The sequence below is a fragment of the Staphylococcus sp. HMSC072H03 genome, from assembly GCF_001809305.1.
GTDB lineage: Bacteria > Bacillota > Bacilli > Staphylococcales > Staphylococcaceae > Staphylococcus > Staphylococcus hominis.
The window spans coordinates 1,861-22,115 of the sequence record NZ_KV796905.1; the positions used below are offsets into that span (position 1 = coordinate 1,861).

General features: G+C 30.6%; 17 protein-coding genes. 15 read left to right on the forward strand and 2 right to left on the reverse strand.

The window, feature by feature from the left end; genetic code table 11:
- Nucleotides 1-2,282, forward strand: a 2,282-nt coding sequence (locus HMPREF2578_RS08705; RefSeq protein WP_176743752.1) for a DUF1542 domain-containing protein, incomplete at its 5' end; no start/stop codon positions are given.
- Between the two features lie 96 nt (nt 2,283-2,378).
- Here HMPREF2578_RS08705 and HMPREF2578_RS08710 read toward each other — a convergent pair.
- Nucleotides 2,379-3,635 carry a BaiN/RdsA family NAD(P)/FAD-dependent oxidoreductase gene (locus HMPREF2578_RS08710; RefSeq protein WP_017176349.1) on the reverse strand — a complete coding sequence of 419 codons (1,257 nt, stop codon included), beginning with the start codon at nt 3,633-3,635 and terminating at the stop codon, nt 2,379-2,381.
- Nucleotides 3,636-3,911: 276 nt separating this feature from the next.
- Between HMPREF2578_RS08710 and HMPREF2578_RS08715 the strand changes: the two genes are divergently transcribed.
- From HMPREF2578_RS08715 to trmB, 7 genes are all read left to right on the forward strand, one after another.
- The gene (locus HMPREF2578_RS08715) at nt 3,912-5,549 is read left to right on the forward strand and encodes a putative polysaccharide biosynthesis protein (RefSeq protein ID WP_017176348.1); all 1,638 of its coding nucleotides are present in this window, start codon (nt 3,912-3,914) and stop codon (nt 5,547-5,549) included.
- Nucleotides 5,546-6,232 carry a pseudouridine synthase gene (locus HMPREF2578_RS08720; RefSeq protein WP_017176347.1) on the forward strand — a complete coding sequence of 229 codons (687 nt, stop codon included), beginning with the start codon at nt 5,546-5,548 and terminating at the stop codon, nt 6,230-6,232. Before HMPREF2578_RS08715 ends, HMPREF2578_RS08720 begins: the two co-directional genes overlap by 4 nt.
- Nucleotides 6,233-6,258: 26 nt before the next feature.
- Entirely contained in the window at nt 6,259-6,690 is a 432-nt protein-coding gene (locus HMPREF2578_RS08725; RefSeq protein WP_002488017.1) for a YtxH domain-containing protein, read from the forward strand.
- A gap of 143 nt (nt 6,691-6,833) precedes the next feature.
- Entirely contained in the window at nt 6,834-8,243 is a 1,410-nt protein-coding gene (gene pepV, locus HMPREF2578_RS08730; protein ID WP_002488011.1) for a Cys-Gly-3M3SH dipeptidase, read from the forward strand.
- A gap of 3 nt (nt 8,244-8,246) precedes the next feature.
- Nucleotides 8,247-9,098 (forward strand): D-amino-acid transaminase, encoded by an 852-nt coding sequence (gene dat, locus HMPREF2578_RS08735; protein ID WP_002488018.1) that lies wholly within the window; start codon nt 8,247-8,249, stop codon nt 9,096-9,098.
- Between the two features lie 337 nt (nt 9,099-9,435).
- Nucleotides 9,436-10,227, forward strand: coding sequence for a phosphotransferase family protein (locus tag HMPREF2578_RS08740; protein WP_002488010.1), 792 nt, complete (start codon nt 9,436-9,438; stop codon nt 10,225-10,227).
- 13 nt (nt 10,228-10,240) lie between these two features.
- The gene (trmB, locus tag HMPREF2578_RS08745; protein ID WP_002449690.1) at nt 10,241-10,882 is read left to right on the forward strand and encodes a tRNA (guanosine(46)-N7)-methyltransferase TrmB; all 642 of its coding nucleotides are present in this window, start codon (nt 10,241-10,243) and stop codon (nt 10,880-10,882) included.
- Nucleotides 10,883-11,207: 325 nt separating this feature from the next.
- On the opposite strand, the gene HMPREF2578_RS11450 is transcribed toward trmB, so the two are convergent.
- Nucleotides 11,208-11,525 (reverse strand): PepSY domain-containing protein, encoded by a 318-nt coding sequence (locus tag HMPREF2578_RS11450; RefSeq protein WP_037541145.1) that lies wholly within the window; start codon nt 11,523-11,525, stop codon nt 11,208-11,210.
- A 92-nt stretch (nt 11,526-11,617) separates the two neighbouring features.
- On the opposite strand from HMPREF2578_RS11450, the gene HMPREF2578_RS08755 reads away from it, so the two are divergent.
- The 7 genes from HMPREF2578_RS08755 (at nt 11,618) to HMPREF2578_RS08785 (ending at nt 20,104) form a co-directional block, all read left to right on the forward strand.
- Nucleotides 11,618-12,700: a M42 family metallopeptidase gene (locus tag HMPREF2578_RS08755; RefSeq protein ID WP_017176345.1), complete on the forward strand. Its 1,083-nt coding sequence runs from the start codon at nt 11,618-11,620 to the stop codon at nt 12,698-12,700.
- A gap of 1 nt (nt 12,701) precedes the next feature.
- Entirely contained in the window at nt 12,702-13,013 is a 312-nt protein-coding gene (locus tag HMPREF2578_RS08760) for a thioredoxin family protein (RefSeq protein ID WP_002449688.1), read from the forward strand.
- Nucleotides 13,014-13,129: 116 nt separating this feature from the next.
- Complete coding sequence (locus tag HMPREF2578_RS08765) at nt 13,130-13,984, forward strand: DUF1444 domain-containing protein (RefSeq protein ID WP_017176344.1); 855 nt, start codon at nt 13,130-13,132, stop codon at nt 13,982-13,984.
- A 28-nt stretch (nt 13,985-14,012) separates the two neighbouring features.
- Nucleotides 14,013-14,609, forward strand: coding sequence for a YtpR family tRNA-binding protein (ytpR, locus tag HMPREF2578_RS08770; protein WP_017176343.1), 597 nt, complete (start codon nt 14,013-14,015; stop codon nt 14,607-14,609).
- A 24-nt stretch (nt 14,610-14,633) separates the two neighbouring features.
- Nucleotides 14,634-18,194, forward strand: a complete 3,561-nt coding sequence (locus HMPREF2578_RS08775) for a DNA translocase FtsK (protein WP_037541143.1) — start codon at nt 14,634-14,636, stop codon at nt 18,192-18,194.
- A 21-nt stretch (nt 18,195-18,215) separates the two neighbouring features.
- Nucleotides 18,216-19,529 (forward strand): UDP-N-acetylmuramate--L-alanine ligase, encoded by a 1,314-nt coding sequence (gene murC / locus HMPREF2578_RS08780; RefSeq protein WP_070508392.1) that lies wholly within the window; start codon nt 18,216-18,218, stop codon nt 19,527-19,529.
- A 77-nt stretch (nt 19,530-19,606) separates the two neighbouring features.
- A complete protein-coding gene (locus HMPREF2578_RS08785; protein WP_002449680.1) occupies nt 19,607-20,104 on the forward strand; it encodes a DUF948 domain-containing protein in 498 nt (165 codons plus the stop codon).
- Nucleotides 20,105-20,255: the final 151 nt, after the last annotated feature.

Here is a 20,255-nt window from a genome sequence, read left to right on the forward strand (position 1 = left end):
AAAAATCAGAAGCAAGACAAGCAATTGATGATTTAGCTAAACTTAAAAAAGCAACTATTGATTTAACGCAAGAAGCAACTGAAGAAGAAAAAGAAGCAGCGAAAAGTAAAGTGGATCAAGCGTTAACAGAAGCTAAAACTCATATCAACGAAGCAGAAAATGATGATGGAGTTGATAACGCGAAAACAAAAGGGATAAATGTTATTAATACAATCCAACTTGAAATTATAAAAAAAGTAGAGGCAAAACATGAAATTGACCAATCTGCAATTGCTAAGAAAAAAATTATAGATCAAACACCAGATGCAACTGAAGAAGAAAAAGAAGTAGCAAAACAAAAAGTAGATGAAGAAGCTACAAAAGCAAAAGATAATATTGATCAAGCTACAACAAATGATGCAGTGGATCAAGCAAAAACAACAGGAAATACAGAGATCAATAATATACAACCAGAAGTGGTTAAAAAATCTTTAGCAAGACAAGCAATTGATGAAGTAGCAAAAGTAAAAAAAGAAAAAATTAATCAAATGCTAGATGCAACTGAAGAAGAAAAAGAAGCAGCAAAACAAAAAGTTGATGAAGAAGTTATAAAAGCGAAAAATAATATAAATCAAGCTACAACAAATGACGGTGTGAATAATGCTAAAACAACTGGTAAAAATACTATTGAAAATATACAACCAGAAGTAGTTAAAAAAGCTGAAGCAAGAAAAGCGATAGATGAAGCAGCAACTCTTAGAAAAAATCTAATTGATCAAGATAATTCGACAACAAAAGAAGAAAAAGACATAGCTAAACAAAAAATTGATGATGAGGTTAATAAAGCTAAAAGAAATGTTGATCAATCAATAAATAATTCCAATGTAGATCATGCACAAATTAATGGTATAAGTGCAATAAATAACATTAATGCGGTAGCTTTGAAAAAAACACAAGCCAAAAAATCTATAGATGATGAAGTAACAGCAAAAAAAGCAGAAATTGATAGTAATCATGAAGCAACGAATGAAGAAAAAGAAATGACAAAACGTAAAGTAGATGAAGCAGCAACAAAAGCGAAACATAATGTTGATCAATCTACAACGAATGATACAGTAGATCAATCAACTCAAATTGGAATTTCAATTATATCTAATATTCAACCAGAGACAATACAAAAATCTTTAGCTAGACAAGCGATAGATGATGAAGCAACAATTAAAAAAGCAGAAATTGAGAATAATCACAATGCAACAAAAGAAGAAAAGGATGTGGCTAGACAAAAAGTAGATGAAGAAGTTATAAAAGCAAAGAATAATATTGCTCAATCTACGACTAATTCTGATGTTGAAATAGCCAAAGAAAGTGGTAAACATGCTATTGATGAAATCCAACCAGAAATAGTTAAAAAATCTGTAGCTAAACAAACTATCGACGAATTAGCTAAACAAAAGAAAGCAGAAATTGATCAAACACCAAACGCAACAAAAGAAGAAAAGGATGCAGCAAAACAAAAAGTAGAAGAGGCAGTAATGAGAGCTAAAAAACTGCTCGAAGGTGCCAATACTAACTCAGATGTCGATCAGACTACAGAGCAAGGTAAACAATCAATTAATAGTATTCAAGTTGAAGTTATTAAAAAAGCAGATGCTTTATCTAAATTAGAAGTGGAATTACAAAAATTAAAAGATAAAGTATCATCTGATCAAACATTTACAATAGATGAAAAACTATTCATAAAACAAAAACTTGATGAATCATATAAAAAAGCAGAAGAAAAAGTAAACCAAGCTCAAACTAATAAACAAGTTGATAATATAAAAATACATTATCTTCAAGAATTTAATAAAATAGTTCTAATCGACAAAGTAAAATTGAAAGCTAAAGCCCAAATTTTTGATGTAGCAAATAAACGTAAAGCGTATATTAAAGGATTAACAAATATATCAGAATATAATAGAAATAAAGCTTATAAACAAATTGATGTTTATGTTATGAAAGCCTTAAATAAATTAGTTGAAAATGTGACTACTAATGATATTAATGAATTAACGAGAGTGACTATTAATGAGATTGAACATGTGAATGTTAAGCAATTTGAAAATAACTTTGGATTGGTTAATGACAACAAAGTTACATTTAATAATTTTAATAATAAATTTAATGTGAATAATAATCATTCAAAATTAAATACTCTACCTTATACAGGTGAAAATGAAAACTCATTATTATCTTTAGCTGAGTTCACATTATTAAGTGGTCTGCTATTATTATTAAAACGAAGAAAAAAAGAAGATAAATAATAAAAAATAAATTCAGTTATCTTCGTATTCAAAATATGAAATAAAAAACACTCCAAAAGTTATAATTTTACTTAACTTTTGGAGTGTTTTTTATTTTTAAGTATATATAAATTGTCTAGCTTCGTTTCCAGCGACGTGGCCGGTAACTAAAGCACTTGTAATATTGTAGCCACCTGTATAACCATGAATGTCTAATACTTCTCCACATAAAAATAAGCCAGGTTGAATTTTTGACATCATTGTTTTAGGCCATATTTCTTTAAGAGAAACGCCACCACCAGTAACAAAGGCTCTTTCAATCGAAAGGGTACCATTAACAGTGAAAATGAATTGTTTGAAATGTTCTGCGAGGTGAGTCAACTGTTGATTTGAAAGATGATGAAATGTTGTATTTTCATTAATATTAGCCTGTTCTAGCATAAACAATAAATATCTTTCTTCTATTAAACCACGCAGTGCATTTTTTATATATTTGTCTGGTTCTTCGCTTAAGATTTTCTTTATTTTATTTTCTAAATCTTGTAAAGAAATCTCTGGAAATACATCTAACTGTAATTGTATGTCTTGTTTTTTCTGATTTTTTTGTTCTTTATAAACGAATTGGCTACAACGTAATGCAGCTGGTCCACTTACACCAAAGTGTGTAAAAATCATATCCATTTGATGACTAATACGTTTTTTACCATTTTTCTTTAAAACTGATAATTCTACATCTTTTAAACTTAAGCCTTTAAGGGTTTTATTCTTAATAAAAGATTCACTAGATGTAATAGGGACTTCAGTAGGGAATAATTCAGTAATAGTGTGACCTAAATTTTTAGCAAATCTGTAGCCATCACCTGTGGATCCAGTTTGGGGGACGCTTGTTCCACCAGTCGCAATAATAACTGTTTTTGATTCAAATTCGCCATCTTGTGTTTTTACTATAAAAGATTGATCATTTTTAGAAATGTCATTAACAACAGTTTCTTCTTTAATTTCAACGTTGTTATTCTTAATTGTATTAACTAAAGTATCAACAATATCTTGTGATTTGTTTGAAACTGGAAACATTCTTCCATGATCTTCTTCTTTTAATTTTATACCACGACTTTCAAAAAATTCTATTATGGATTCGTTATCAAATTTTGAAAATGGACTATATAAAAATTTACCGTTTCCGGGTATATTTTTGATGATTTCTTCATAAGGTAGACGATTAGTCACATTACATCTACCACCACCAGAAATTTTTAATTTTCTTCCAAGACCTTTTTTCTTTTCGATTAATAGAACCTTACTACTATTTTCACTCGCAGCAACTGCTGCCATTAATCCGCTTGGTCCACCGCCAATGATTATTGTTTGATACATATATTAACCTCCGTTATCATACATTTATATTCTACATAAATACTTATTATTTTGCGAACCGAAGTAGAATTTTGCGTTAAAAAGTGTATTAAATACATAAATAAAAAACTTACAATATTTTTATTTAATAATAGTGAGAATAATTGACAAAAAAAACTTAAAAAGAAACGAGAAACAATAAGTATTTTGTGATATATTTTATAGTAATGCAAGTCCTTAGTTTAGACAGATGTATAACGACATAGTTTGATTAAATTAAAGATAGGAAGATTGAATATGAGTGAAAATAAGGAAATGGTGCGCGGAACCTTTTTAATAACATTTAGTATTTTAATTACTAAAATTCTAGGTGTTTTATTTGTAATTCCTTTTTATGCGATTATGGGTGCAAATGCGGAGGAAAAGTTAGCGCCATTTAACTATGCTTATGTTCCTTATAATATTGCTATTGCTGTCGCGACAGCTGGAGTGCCTTTAGCAGCTTCAAAATTTGTAGCAAAGTATAATGCAATAGGAGCATATAGAGTTGGACAGAAACTCTATAAATCGAGTTTTATCGTAATGTCGATATCAGGTATTATAGGATTTTTAATATTGTTTTATTTAGCACCTGATATTGCAGTTATTACTTTAGGTCAAAAAGAAGGAAAAGGTGGATGGACAGTACCAGAGATTACTTGGATTATTCGTATCATCAGTATAGTAGTGGTTTTTATCCCACTATTAGCAACATGGAGAGGGGTATTCCAAGGTTATCAATCGATGGGTCCAACTGCTGTATCTGAAGTTACTGAACAATTAGCCAGAATTATATTTATATTAATAGGTAGTTATTTAGTTTTAAATGTTTTTCATGGTACATATCTACAAGCTAATGGTGTAGCTACATTCGCAGCCGCTGTGGGAGCAATTGCAGGTTTATTTACTCTTTGGTATTACTGGAAAAAACGTAAACCTCACATTCAAAAAATGGTAGAGTCTGATCGTACAGGATTAGACATTTCTTATGGAAGAATGTATAAAGAAATTATTGCATACAGTATTCCGTTTGTAATTGTTAGTTTAAACTTTCCATTATTTAACCTTGTTGATCAATTTACACATAACAATGCACTAGATGCAGCAGGATTCCATGCAAATAAAGATTATTTCTTTACGATATTAAACTTTACAACCAATAAAATTGTAATGATTCCAACATCACTTGCAGCAGGTTTTGCGGTAAGTTTAATACCATATATTACTAAAACATATGCAGAAGGTCGTTTAACTGAAATGCATCGTCAAATTAAAACATCAATCGGTGTATTAATGTATATTACAGTTCCAGCAAGTTTAGGGATAATGGCACTGGCTGCACCTTTATATACAGTTTTCTATCAATATAATCCAGATGGAAACAAAATGTTATTTATCTATGCCCCTGTAGCAATATTAATTTCTTTACTTAGTGTTACTGCTTCGATGTTACAAGGTATAGACAAACAAAAATTGACAGTGTTTGTCATTTTAGGAGCCGTTGTATTAAAGTTAGCACTTAATATTCCATTAATTATGACTTTCCATACTGCAGGAGCAATTTTAAGTACTGCTATTGCATTGAGTTTTGCGATTACAGCAAATTTCTTTATTTTAAAAATATATGCGAAATATGAATTTACAGAAACATTTGTGCAAGTAGCGAAAATTTTTATTTATAGTTTAATTATGATGATTAGTGTAGAAATTGTTTACTTAATTTTAGGTCATTTTGTCCCTGTAGAACGTAAATTTGGAGCAATGATTATATTATTTGTTGGGGTTATTATCGGTGCATTAGTGTATGGCGGTATCACAATTAAAAATCGATTAGCTGATCAATTTCTTGGTGAATTACCAGCAAAGATTAGACGTAAAGTTGGATTCTTAAGATGAGGTTAGATAAATTTTTATCGAATATGGGAGTTGGCACGCGTACTGAGGTAAAGCAGCTTTTAAAGAAAAATAGTGTCAAAGTTAATGATAAAGTGGAAAAATCGCCTAAATCCCAAGTGAATCCTGAGCAAGATGAAATTACTGTAGATGGCAAAATAATAGAGTATATTAATCATGTTTATATTATGTTAAATAAGCCCAAAGGATATGTTTCTGCTACTTATGATGATATAAATCAAACAGTGATAGATCTTATTGATGATTACCGTCATCTTGATATATTTCCAGTAGGCAGACTAGATAAAGATACTGAAGGTTTATTACTTATTACTAATGATGGACAATTTAACCATAATTTAATGAGTCCATCTAAACATGTGTCTAAAACGTATAAAGTAACCTCTAAATATCCTATTAAAAACGAAGATATTATTGCTTTTAAAAATGGAATTGAACTATCAGATGGCAAAGTAAAACCAGCACAACTTGAAAAACTAGATCATAAATTATCTTTAGTTACTATTTATGAAGGAAAGTATCATCAAGTGAAAAGAATGTTTCATTCAATTGATAATGAGGTATTAGAATTAAAACGTCTTAAAATTTCTAATTTGACGTTAGATGAAAACTTAAAATCTGGAGAGTATCGTTTACTAACTTCAGAAGAATTAAAACTTTTATAGTAATAAAAGAGAAAAGGGGTAATATGATGGCTAAAAGTGCAGGTTTATTAAGAATTGTGGCAGGAATTGGTGCTGCAGCGGCTGCAGTAGCATTATCACGTGAAAGTAGCAGAAATAAATTAAAAGCTGAGTATAATAAATATAAAGAAAATCCAGAAGGCTATAAACAAAATGCGAAAGGGCTAGTTAATGATATTAGCTCAAAAGCAAATGAAACAATTCAAAACGTAAAGAATGACCCACAAGGTTATGCAAATCGTTTAAAAAATGATCCTAAATCTTTATTACAAGATGAAAAATCTAAATTCACTAATGTGAATACTAAAAAAAATGATACACATGAATTAGCAGAAGGTAAATTTGATGATGAAGGTGGCGCAACTGTTAATAATAATTTAAGAGTAGTCACTGAAGAAGATTTGAAAAACAATCATAATGCCTTAGACGATAGACATTAAACTTAAATTTTAAAGAAGTGAGAAAATTTTTTCTCACTTCTTTTTTTATATGTACTATGAAATTTTCTGACATCTTGTTGTCATTTAATACTAGATTTATGTAAAATAATAGGTATATCTATTGAAAAGGAAGTTGATCTCTAATGTGGAAAGAAAAAGTACAAGAATATGAAAGTCAAATTATTGAAGATTTAAATGGATTACTTTCAATCAAGAGTGTGAGAGATGATAGTCAAGCTTCAGAGGAAGCACCAGTTGGCCCTGGACCTCGTGAAGCTCTTGATTATATGTATAAAATCGCTCAAAGAGATGGTTTTTCTACCCATGATGTTGATCATATTGCTGGAAGAATTGAAGCAGGTCAAGGTGAAGATGTATTGGGAATTTTATGTCATGTAGATGTCGTTCCTGCTGGAGACGGTTGGGATTCTGATCCATTTAAACCTGTTGTAACAGATGATGCTATTGTGGCAAGAGGTACACTTGATGATAAAGGTCCAACTATCGCAGCTTACTATGCAGTTAAAATTTTAAATGAAATGAATGTAGATTGGAAAAAACGTATTCATATTATTATTGGTACAGATGAAGAATCTGACTGGAAATGTACAGAAAGATATTTCAAAACAGAAGAAATGCCTGCTTTAGGTTTTGCACCAGATGCTGAATTCCCTGCTATTCATGGTGAAAAAGGAATTACAACATTTGATTTAGTCCAAAATGTAAGCTCACATCATACTGATCATTCAGAAGCAAAACTTCTTTCATTTAAATCTGGTCAACGCTATAATATGGTTCCTGATCATGCTAAAGCACATATTTTGGTTGAAAAAAATATGACAGACGTAGTTCAACATTTCGAACATTATCTAGACCAACGTCAACTAGAAGGTGAAGCGGTTGTAGATAATGGTGAATTGATATTAACTGTTGAAGGGAAAGCCGTCCATGGTATGGATCCTTCACTTGGTGTGAATGCTGGTTTATATCTTATTGACTTCCTATCAACTTTGAATCTTAATCAAGCTGCAAAAGAATTCGCTGAATTTAGTAATCGTTATTTACATGAATCTCATTTTGGTGAAAAAATGGGTATGAAGTTCCATACTGATGTTATGGGAGACGTGACAGCAAACGTAGGTATCATTACGTATGATAAAGAAAAAGGTGGCAAATTTGGTATCAATTTACGTTATCCTAAAGGCTTCGAATTTGAAACTGCTTTAGAACGTTTTAAAAATGAAATCAAATCTCAAGGGTTTGAAATAGAATTAGGTAAAGTTCAACAACCTCATTTCGTAGATAAAAATGATCCATTTGTACAAAAACTTGTCACTGCTTATAGAAATCAAACAGGTGATATGACAGAACCTTATACAATTGGTGGAGGCACTTATGCACGTAATTTAGACAAAGGTGTTGCATTTGGAGCTATGTTTGAAGATTCAGAGGATTTAATGCATCAAAAGAATGAATATATTACTAAAAAACAATTATTCAACGCAACAAGTATCTATTTAGAAGCAATTTATTCACTATGTGTGGAGGGATAAATAATGACAAAAGTATTTATTAACGGAGAATTTTTAAATCAAGAAGACGCAAAAGTGTCTTATGAAGACCGAGGTTATGTATTTGGAGATGGTATATATGAATATATTCGTGCATACAACGGTAAATTATTTACAGTAACTGAACACTTTGAAAGGTTCCTTAGAAGTGCGAGTGAAATTCAAATCGATTTAGGCTATACTGTCGAGGAGCTAACAGATATTGTAAGACAACTTTTAAAAATCAATGACATTCAAAATGGTGGAATTTATATTCAAGCGACAAGAGGTGTAGCACCAAGAAACCATTCTTTCCCAACTCCAGAAGTTAAACCTGCTATTATGGCATTTGCTAAAAGTTATGATCGTCCATACGACGACTTTGAAAATGGCATTAATGCTGTAACAGTTGAAGATATTAGATGGTTACGTTGTGACATTAAAAGTTTAAATTTATTAGGAAATGTTCTTGCTAAAGAATATGCAGTTAAATATAATGCAACAGAAGCCATTCAACATAGAGATGAAACTGTTACTGAAGGTGCGTCAAGTAATGTGTATGCGATTAAAGATGGCGAAATCTATACACATCCCGTTAATAATTACATTTTAAATGGTATTACTCGAAAAGTAATTAAATGGGTTGCTGAAGATGACAACATACCATTTAATGAAGAAACATTTACAGTTGATTTCTTAAAAAATGCAGATGAAGTCATTGTGTCTAGTACTTCTGCTGAAGTAACACCTGTCGTTAAGATTGATGGCGAAATTGTAAATGATGGTAAAGTAGGTCCAATTACTAAAAAATTACAAGAAGGATTCGAAAAGTATATTGAATCAAAAAGTATCAATTAACTTTAAATTTCTTCAACGATGATGTATATGATATGTTATAATATTTATAAAGCATTCGGGATTTTAGCTTTTTCATACTAGTAAAATGTATCATTTTGTTTCTCATTTTCAGTTGAAAAATTAAGCTAAAAATTATAAAATCATCATTGAGTGATTAAAGAGATAACGTAAAAAATTTAAATGATTTGAAGACATTTAAATAATAATTTTATCAATATAACAAAAACAAAGTTAGAAATATAATCGTTAGATAAAAAGCGATGATTAAATTAGATATATGGCTCTTGAAAAACTATATTTCTCGAGCCATTTTCTAGTTGAAAGTGAGGTGAACGAGTTGGAGCAGTTTTATCAATTAGGGTGGACGCTTGATTCTGCAGGTGGAGCATCTGGAGAAGCGTATATGGCTGAACAAGATGGACAAAAATTATTTCTTAAGCGTAACTCAAATCCATTTATTGCAGCTTTATCTGCAGAAGGTATTGTGCCTAAGTTAGTTTGGACAAAACGTATTGAAACAGGCGAAGTGGTAACAGCACAACATTGGAAAAATGGTAGAGAACTTACACCATCTGAAATGTCTCAAAGAAGAGTTGCTGAACTTCTCAAAAAAATACATGGTTCAAAACCACTACTTAATATGTTAAAACGTATGGAAATGGAGCCTATTACCCCAAATATTATGTTAAAGAAAATTAATGCTTCTTTATCTAGAGACGTATTAACCCATCATATTATTCGAAAAGCATTAACTTACTTGGAAGATCATATTCCTAATTTAGATTCACGTTTCTTTACAGTAGTTCATGGTGATGTTAATCATAATAACTGGTTACTTTCTGATCGTGATGAGTTATTTTTAGTAGATTGGGAAGGTGCAATGATTGCTGATCCAGCCATCGATATTGGTATGCTGCTATACAACTACGTTCCAAAACAACAATGGTCTAACTGGTTCAATACTTATGGTGTTAAAGAAAGTATGGACTTAAATAAACGTATGAAATGGTATACTGTGATTCAATCAATCGGCATGATTCAATGGTATGAAGAACAAAAAAGATTTAAAGATATGAACACATGGCTCAAATTTTTAAATGAGGTAATGAATAGTAATTTATTTATTTAAGGAGATTTAATACATGAGAGTCCGTTATAAACCATGGGCAGAAGATTATTTGAAAGAACATCCTGACCTAGTAGACATGGATGGTTCGCATGCTGGCAAAATGAGTGATTGGTTTGATAAGAAACAGCCAATCTATATTGAAATCGGTTCAGGAATGGGGCAATTTATAACTACACTTGCAGAGCAACATCCTGAAATTAATTTTGTTTCTTTAGAACGTGAAAAAAGCGTTATGTATAAAGTGCTTGATAAAGTAAAGGATAAAGGACTCACAAATTTAAAAATGATTTGCAATGATGCAATTGAACTAAATGAGTACTTTAAAGAGAATGAAGTATCTAGAATTTATTTAAATTTCTCGGATCCTTGGCCAAAAAAAAGACATGCAAAACGTCGTTTAACGTATCGCACTTTTTTAGCTCTATATGAACAAATTCTTAAAGAAGATGGAGAAATACACTTTAAAACAGATAATAGAGGTTTATTTGCTTATAGTCTTGAAAGCATGTCACAATATGGAATGTATTTTACAAAGTTAAATTTAAATCTTCATGATGAAGATGATGAAGATAATATATTAACTGAATATGAGAAAAAATTTTCTGATAAAGGTTCCCGTATTTATAGAATGGAAGCCAAATTTCATAAAAATTAATAAATAATATATTAAATCCAACACACGAGCGTAAGAAGCAAATACATTCTTACGCTCGTGTGTTGTTTTATCATTTATTGCTCTTTATGATAAATATAAGTACATATGATAAACATCCATGCAATATATAAGAGAAAAAGAAAAAATTTAGTCCATATTTCATCTAAAATGATTATTGATTTTTGTATTATCATAGTAATCGTTACTTTACTGTTAAGTTCGAAAATGATAAAAAATTAATAAAAACATCAAACAAATGTAATTTAAAATATAAATATGAAGTGAAAAAAGTATTAAAATATTTTTTAAATATCAAAAAATAATATTAATTTTCTTCAATAGTAAGTATTTCACCTGTGTGTGCATCAGCATAGAAAGTATACTCTATATCACGGTTGTTTTTATTTTGAGTAATACCACCTTGATAAACAAGACGATTTAAATATTGCTCTTTATTTTGTAAAGGTTCATGAAGAATGTAAGAACCTTTAATATCCATAAAATATGATTTTACTTCCTCTAATATTCTATCCGGATTTTTTACTTTTTTGTTTTTCAATGTACGATAGAGTATAAAAGCCGTAGATGCTCCTATAGTTATTACGATGGGAATGGAGATATATTTTATAGTCTGACAAGTCATAATTATCGAATCTAACCTTTCTATTAATAGTTCTTATTATTAGTTTACCATAATCAAAATGATATAATACATTTAAGGAGCGTGTTTATGTAATGGAAAACGATAAAACTTTATTTCGTATAAAAACATTAACAGAATTACATGGAGCACCAGGCTTTGAAGAAGAAGTACGTGACTACATGAAACAAGAAATGACACCATTTGTAGATGAAGTGATAACAACTCATATGGGAAGTATTTTTGGTGTAAAAAAATCAAAAAAACAAAATGCAAAGCGTGTGATGATAGCGGCTCATATGGACGAAATTGGCTTTATGATTACGAACATCACTCAAAATGGCATGTTACAGTTTACTAATTTAGGCGGCGTATCTAATGATATATGGCAAGGACAACGACTGCAGGTTAAAAATAGAAAAGGTGAAAAAATTGTAGGTGTAGTTTCGAATATACCAAAACATTTTAGAACAGGTAATGAAGCGGTTCCTGAGATTAAAGATTTAATGTTAGATATAGGAGCAGAAAGTGATAAAGAAGTTCGATCACGTGGAATAGAAATAGGGGACACAATTGTTCCTTTTACACCATTCACTCAATTATCTGAACATCGATATAGTGCTAAGGCATGGGATAATCGTTACGGTTGTGTCTTAGCAATTGAAATATTAGAATTACTCAAAGATGTAGAATTAGATGTAGATTTATATGTGGGTGCAAATGTTCAAGAAGAAGTTGGATTAAGAGGTGCAAAAGCATCAACTGAATTAATACAGCCAGACATAGCATTCGTTGTAGATTGTTCTCCTGCAAATGATATTAAAGGTAAACAGCAATTATCTGGTCAATTAGGTGAAGGAACATTAATTCGAATTAAAGATGGTACAATGATTCTCTCTCCACGTTTCAGAGACTATCTACTGGAGTTAGTTGATACATTTGATATTCGTTCACAATACTATATTTCACCAGGTGGTACAGATGGGGGAGAAATCCATAAAGCAAATAAAGGTGTACCTACAGCAGTTATAGGCGTATGTGCAAGATATATTCATAGTACAGATGCGGTATTTGATATTAGAGACTATTATGCCGCGCGTGAATTATTAAAACAAGCTGTGAGTCACTTAACAAATGAAAACATTTTAACATTACAATTTCAAAGTGAGGAGAAATAATATGATTACATTAGAAACTGAAAAACAATTTGAAGAATTAAAAAATGAACAAACGGTATTTGAATTTACAGCTGGATGGTGTCCAGATTGTAAAGTGATTGAACCAGATTTACCGAAATTAGAAAAAAAATACTCTAATTTTAAATTTGTATCAGTAGATCGAGATAAATTTATAGATTTAGCAATTGAAAATGATATCATGGGTATTCCAAGTTTTCTCGTATATAAAAATGGTGAATTAATGGGAAGTTATATTGGAAAAGAACGAAAATCAATCGAACAAATAGATTCATTTTTAAGTCAATATGTGTAAATGAGTAATTAGGACTTAAACTTCTTATTTATATGAAAGAATAGCCTAATTTTTCTGTAACTGGAGCTCTTTTTATTGTAAAATATTGTAAGGTGCGAAAATAGGAGTGTTTTAATATGAACGTCTTTCAAATGAGAGATACATTAAAACAACGTTTAAAACATTTAGACGTTGATTTTAAGTTTGATCGTGAAGAAGAAACATTACGTATATATAGACGAGATAATTTTAAAGGCGTAACTATCAAACTTAATGCAGTTGTAGCGAAGTATGAAGAACAAAAAGAGAAAATCATTGATGAAATTATCTATTATGTTGAAGAGGCAATTGCACAAATGGATGATAATGGTCTATCTAAAATGAAAGATATTCAAGTTATGCCTGTAATAAGATCAACTAGTTTTGATAAAAAAACTAAAGAAGGTCATCAATTTGTTATTGAAGAACATACTGCAGAAACTAATATTTATTATGCACTTGATTTAGGAAAATCGTACCGATTAATTGATGAAAGTATGTTAAAAACACTAGGTTTAACTTCACAACAAATTAAAGAAATGTCGTTGTTTAATATACGTAAACTTGAGAATAAATATAAAACAGATGAAGTAAAAGGAAATATTTTTTATTTTATCAATTCAAATGACGGATATGATGCGAGTCGTATTTTAAATACAAAGTTTTTAAATGACATTGAAGCTCAATGTGAAGGTGAAATGTTAGTCGCTGTTCCTCATCAAGATGTATTAATTATTGCTGATATACGCAATAAAACAGGCTATGATGTTATGGCACACTTGACGATGGAATTTTTTACTAAGGGACTTGTACCTATAACGTCACTTTCATTTGGTTATAAAAAAGAACATTTAGAGCCGATTTTTATTTTAGGAAAAAATAATAAACAAAAAAGAGATCCAAACGTTATTCAACGTTTAGAAGCGAATCGTAAAAAATTTAATAAAAAATAACTAATAATACGTAAAAAGGAGAATTTAAATGAATTTATTTTATAATAAAGAAGGCGTAGGGGACGTTGCATTTTTACAAATTGAACCAACAGATGGGCCTTTTGAATATGAAATAAAAAATAATGTGGTTGCTATTAAACATGAAAATCAAATTGTTGGATTTAATATTTTCGATTTTTCAAAAGTATATTCAGTTAATAGTAAGGGTCATATTAAATTAAATGAAACGCTTGTAGAAGCTATACAACAATCAATTACAAATGCAGGTTTTGATTATCAACTTGAAGCGGATTTATCACCTAAATTTGTTGTAGGCTATGTAGAAACTAAAGAAAAGCATCCTGATGCAGATAAATTAAGTATTTTGAAAGTTGATGTTGGTAGTGAAAAACTACAAATCGTGTGCGGTGCGCCAAATGTAGAAGCAGGTCAAAAAGTTGTCGTAGCTAAAGTCGGTGCAGTTATGCCAAGTGGAATGGTAATTAAAGATGCTGAATTACGTGGTGTTGCATCAAGTGGTATGATTTGTTCAATGAGAGAATTGAACTTGCCTAATGCACCTCAAGAAAAAGGAATCATGGTATTGTCTGATGATTATAAAGTAGGCAATGCATTTTTTGATTAAAAAAACTAGGAAGGATGTGGAAGTATGAGTTGGTTTGATGAATTATTTGGCAATGATAAACATTCTGATGAAGAATTACTAAGACGAAAAAATAAACGTCGACATAACTCAGAAACACAAAAGAATGGTGAGCATACCTTACTTCCTGAAAATGATGATATCTATGATCGTCCGCGTGGAAAATTTCGTTTTCCTATTGATTTAGGGCAAGATGCTGAAACATATGATGAAGCGGTTTACAGAGAAGTTGATGAAGATGAATATATGTCGCAGAAATCACCTAAAGTTGATAAAGAATTTGGTTATGGCGCTTACAGTTATGATGAAATAGATAATAATAATGACTATCCTCAAACTTATGACAGTGCAACAGATACTCGAAGACGCAGAAGAAGACAGTATACAAATCATGATGATACTGGAGTGCCTTCAATTAAAGAAAGACCTTCTAATAAACGTAATAAGTCGTTGAATAGTACACAATTAAATGATAAAAATAATAGAAAAACGACTTCTCAATATCATAAGCATACAAATAATCATTCTCATGTGAAATTACAATCGGAGCGTTTTAAAGCAAACTATAAAACGACATCGAATTCTACATATCACCATTCAAGTTTTAGAACTTCAGAAGTACCGTCTGCAGTATTTGGTACAAAAAAACGCCGACCAATTGAAAACGGTGTTATCCCTCCACTAAAAGAGAATGAGAATGACGATAATCATAATGACGAGAAACATAATTCAAAACAAGATCAAACAGCACAACGAGTATCTGATAATGATGTAAAAACAAATATAAGCAAGTCTAAAAATGAACCGTTGAGTCAAACTAAGTATGAAGATACTGATGTTTCAATTATTAATGATCAAAATTCTAATATTTATGAAACTACATCTTCAAAAAGTAACGTTCCTAATTTTTCTCAAAAAGATAATACGGTGAATATTGAGAATATTTATGCGTCACAAATAGTAGAAGAAATTAGACGTGAAAGAGAAAAAAAAGCACAACAAAAACGTAAGTTTAAAGAAGCTTTACAGAATAAGCGTCAACAATCAGCGGATAATGATAACGAAATCCAAAAAGTCATTGATGAAATGTATGCAAATCAAGCTAAGCAGTACACTGGAGAGAGTTCTCTAGATCATGAAGAAAATAATGATGAAGAGAGAACGACATATACAGAAGATAGTACTGATAAAATGGAAGACTCAAATGAGAATACGATGAATAATCATGTGATTGATGAAGGGACTCAAACTGATTCAAATACATCTAATTATGATGACGATGATGAGCAGTATCAATATGAAGAAATTGATTTGAAATCTGTCCCAAATATTCAAACTGTTAATGATAAAGATGTAGAAGTACGAGAAGTTAATGATACGACATCTACAGACGAACATAATGATGAGCCATTGTCAGACGATAATCTTAACGTATCACCTATACATTCAACTAAAGACAAACAGCATCATCTTAATAAAAATGAAGATGCTCATTTAAGTAAAGTTAATGAATTGCAAGACAATAATTATACTTCAAAAGAAGAAGTAGAGGAAGCAAAGTATCATGAGATGAACGCTTCTTCGAATGAAGAGGTAACTAAACAATCAAATCATAACGATGATGACATTGACCATTCAATTGATAATGCAATTGAGACAGATACTGAGTATGCTTCTGAACAAATTGAACATAACAATGATTCAGTTCATGACTCATCATCTAACACTGAAGATGAAAAATTAGAAGATGATAACAAACAAATCGTTGAAAATGAGGATGTTTCATCATCTATTAAATCCTCAATCATTCCGGGTAGTAAACCTTTTAACGTTGTAATGACGCCATCTGACAAAAAACGTTTGATGGATGCTAAAAAATTCAAAAAAACTAATAAAGTTAGCGTTCCAGAATTAAAACCAGAGACAAAATTGGAAAATAAATCAGTTAGTACACCAAGTTCAAGTCCATCAGTAAAAGCGACTAATAATCATGAAGAGCATATTAAAAAGAATATTAATGAACAATCACTTCAAGATAATCAAGAAGATGAAACGAGTGAACTTTCAAATGTACAAAATGAAAATACACAAGCCATATCTATGACATTAAATACTCAGAATGAAGATCAAGATGAAAACGAGCAACACGAAAGTAAAGCTGCGATTAGAAAAGGTCCTAATATTAAATTACCAAGTCTTGAATTATTAGAAGATCCGGAAATTCATCAAATTGATAACTCATGGATTGAAGAGAAAAAACAAGAATTAAATGATGCGTTTTATTACTTTAATGTTCCTGCAGAAGTTCAAAATGTGACTGTAGGTCCAAGTGTAACACGATTTGAGTTAGCTGTTGAAAAAGGTGTGAAAGTTTCGAGAATTACTGCTTTGCAAGATGATTTAAAGATGGCACTGGCCGCTAAAGATATAAGAATTGAAGCACCTATTCCAGGTACAAGCTTGGTAGGTATTGAAGTACCAAATCAAAATTCTTCAAAAGTAAGTTTAAAATCAATCTTAGAATCACCTAAGTTTAAAGATACTGAATCTAAATTAACAGTAGCTATGGGTAATCGGATTAATAATGAGCCATTATTAATGGATATTGCTAAAACGCCTCATGCTTTAATAGCTGGAGCGACAGGTTCAGGTAAATCTGTATGTATTAACAGTATATTAATGTCATTATTATATAAAAATCATCCAGAAGAGTTGAGATTATTATTGATTGATCCAAAAATGGTTGAATTAGCGCCATATAATGACTTACCACATCTTGTTTCACCAGTTATTACAGATGTTAAAGCAGCTACTCAAAGTTTAAAGTGGGCTGTTGAAGAGATGGAAAGACGTTATAAACTGTTTGCAAAATATCACGTACGCAATATTACTGCTTTCAATAAAAAAGCGTCTTACGAACAACGTATGCCTAAGATAGTCATTGTTATTGATGAATTAGCAGATTTAATGATGATGGCTCCACAAGAAGTAGAACAATCTATTGCTAGAATTGCTCAAAAAGCGAGAGCTTGTGGAATTCATATGTTAGTAGCGACACAAAGACCTTCAGTTAATGTTATTACTGGACTTATTAAAGCTAATATACCAACCCGTATTGCATTTATGGTGTCTTCAAGCGTGGACTCTAGAACTATTATTGATAGTGGAGGCGCTGAAAGACTATTAGGGTACGGTGATATGCTATATTTAGGTAGTGGTATGAATAAACCTATACGTGTACAAGGTACATTTGTATCTGATGAAGAAATTGATGATGTCGTTGATTTCATCAAAGCACAAAGAGAACCAGAATATTTATTTGAAGAAAAAGAATTGTTGAAAAAGACTCAAACTCAAGCACGAGATGAATTATTTGATGATGTTTGTAGTTTTATGGTCAAAGAAGGACATATATCTACTTCATTAATCCAACGACATTTCCAAATTGGTTATAATCGTGCAGCAAGAATCGTCGATCAATTAGAACAACTAGATTATATATCTGGAGCAAACGGCTCTAAACCAAGAGATGTATTTATTACTGAGGCAGATTTAAAGAAAGATTAATTTTAAAGGAGTTTTATGGATATGACGCATTATCATTTTGTCGGAATTAAAGGTGCAGGAATGAGTTCATTAGCACAAATTATGCACGATTTAGGACATGAAGTTCAAGGTTCAGATATTGAAAAATATGTATTTACAGAAGGAGCACTTAAAAATAAAGGGATTAAAATTTTACCATTTAGTGTAGATAATATACATGAAGGAATGGTAGTTATTCAAGGTAATGCATTTCCTGATACACATGAAGAAATTGTTAGAGCACATGAATTAAAGTTGGATGTGATTAGATATCATGATTTTCTTGGTCAAGTCATTAATCAATATACATCGGTAGCAGTTACAGGTGCTCATGGTAAAACGTCTACAACTGGTTTATTATCTCACGTTATGAATGGAGACAAGAAAACATCATTCTTAATTGGTGATGGTACAGGAATGGGTTTACCAGGTAGTGATTATTTTGCATTTGAAGCGTGTGAATATAGACGTCATTTTTTAAGCTATCACCCAGATTATGCAATTATGACAAATATTGATTATGATCATCCTGATTATTTTAAAGATATTGACGATGTTGCTAGTGCTTTCCAAGAAATGGCAAATAATGTAAAAAAAGCGATTATTGCTTGGGGAGATGATGAACATTTAAGAAATCTAAAAGCAGATGTACCTATTTATTATTATGGTCTTAGTAAAAACGATGATGTATATGCAGATAATATACAAATAACTGAAAATGGTACTCAGTTTGATGTGTATATTAATGGAGAATACTATGATCACTTTTTAACACCACAATATGGTAATCATAATGTTCAAAATGCCTTAGCAGTTATTACAATTAGTTATCTTGAAAAAATGGATGTTAATAATATTAAAGAAGCTTTAGAAACATTTGGCGGTGTAAAACGTCGCTTTAATGAAACTTTTGTTTCAAAACAAGTATTAGTAGACGATTATGCTCACCATCCAAGAGAAATTAGTGCTACAATTGAAACAGCACGAAAAAAATATCCAAATAAAGATGTCGTTGCAGTATTCCAACCTCATACGTTTTCAAGAACTCAAGCTTTCTTAGATGAATTTGCTGATGCATTAAGTAAAGCAGACCACGTATTTTTATGTGAAATTTTTGGTTCAATACGTGAAAATACTGGAGAATTAACTATCCAAGATTTAATAAATCGTATTGACGGATCTGCGTTAATCGATGAAAATAGTATTGATGTATTAGAAAAATTTGATAATGCTGTTATTCTATTTATGGGTGCCGGAGATATTCAAAAAATTCAACGTGCTTATGAAGAAAAAATTGGTATGTCAAAAGAATTCTAATATGTTTATATATAATTATTATGGGTATTTATAATTAATGACTTTTATTTTAAAAGAATATTTAGGAGGCGTTTTTTATGCATTGGATTTTACCAATTGCTGGAATTATTGCTGCAATCGCATTCTTAATTTTATGTATTGGAATTGTCGTAGTTTTAATTTCAGTTAAGAAAAATTTAGATCATGTGGCTAAAACACTTGATGGTGTTGAAGGTCAAGTTCAAGGTATTACTCGTGAAACTACTGATTTACTTCATAAAGCTAATCGCTTAACTGAAGACATTCAAGGTAAAGTTGAACGTTTAAACTCTGTTGTTGATGGTGTTAAAGGTATTGGCGACTCAGTTCAAACTTTAAATAGCTCAGTTGATCGTGTGACTAACTCAATCACACATAATATTTCTCAAAATGAAGATAAAATTTCTCAAGTAGTTCAATGGTCAAATGTTGCAATGGAAATTGCTGACAAATGGCAAAATAGACACTATCGTAGAGGAAGTGCAAACTACAGAGCTAACTCTGTAGCTAATGATGCAAATCAAAATTACACTACAAACGTTGAGAAAAACTTTTAATATGATTCAATCAAATGCACTTAAATGAGGTTTTTACTTGTTTAAGTGCATTTCTTATAGGAGGAATAAATATGAGTAAGAAATATAATCGTGACTCATTTGAAACGAACAACACTAGCAATGATTTACATGGTAGAGGTGCGAATCAACA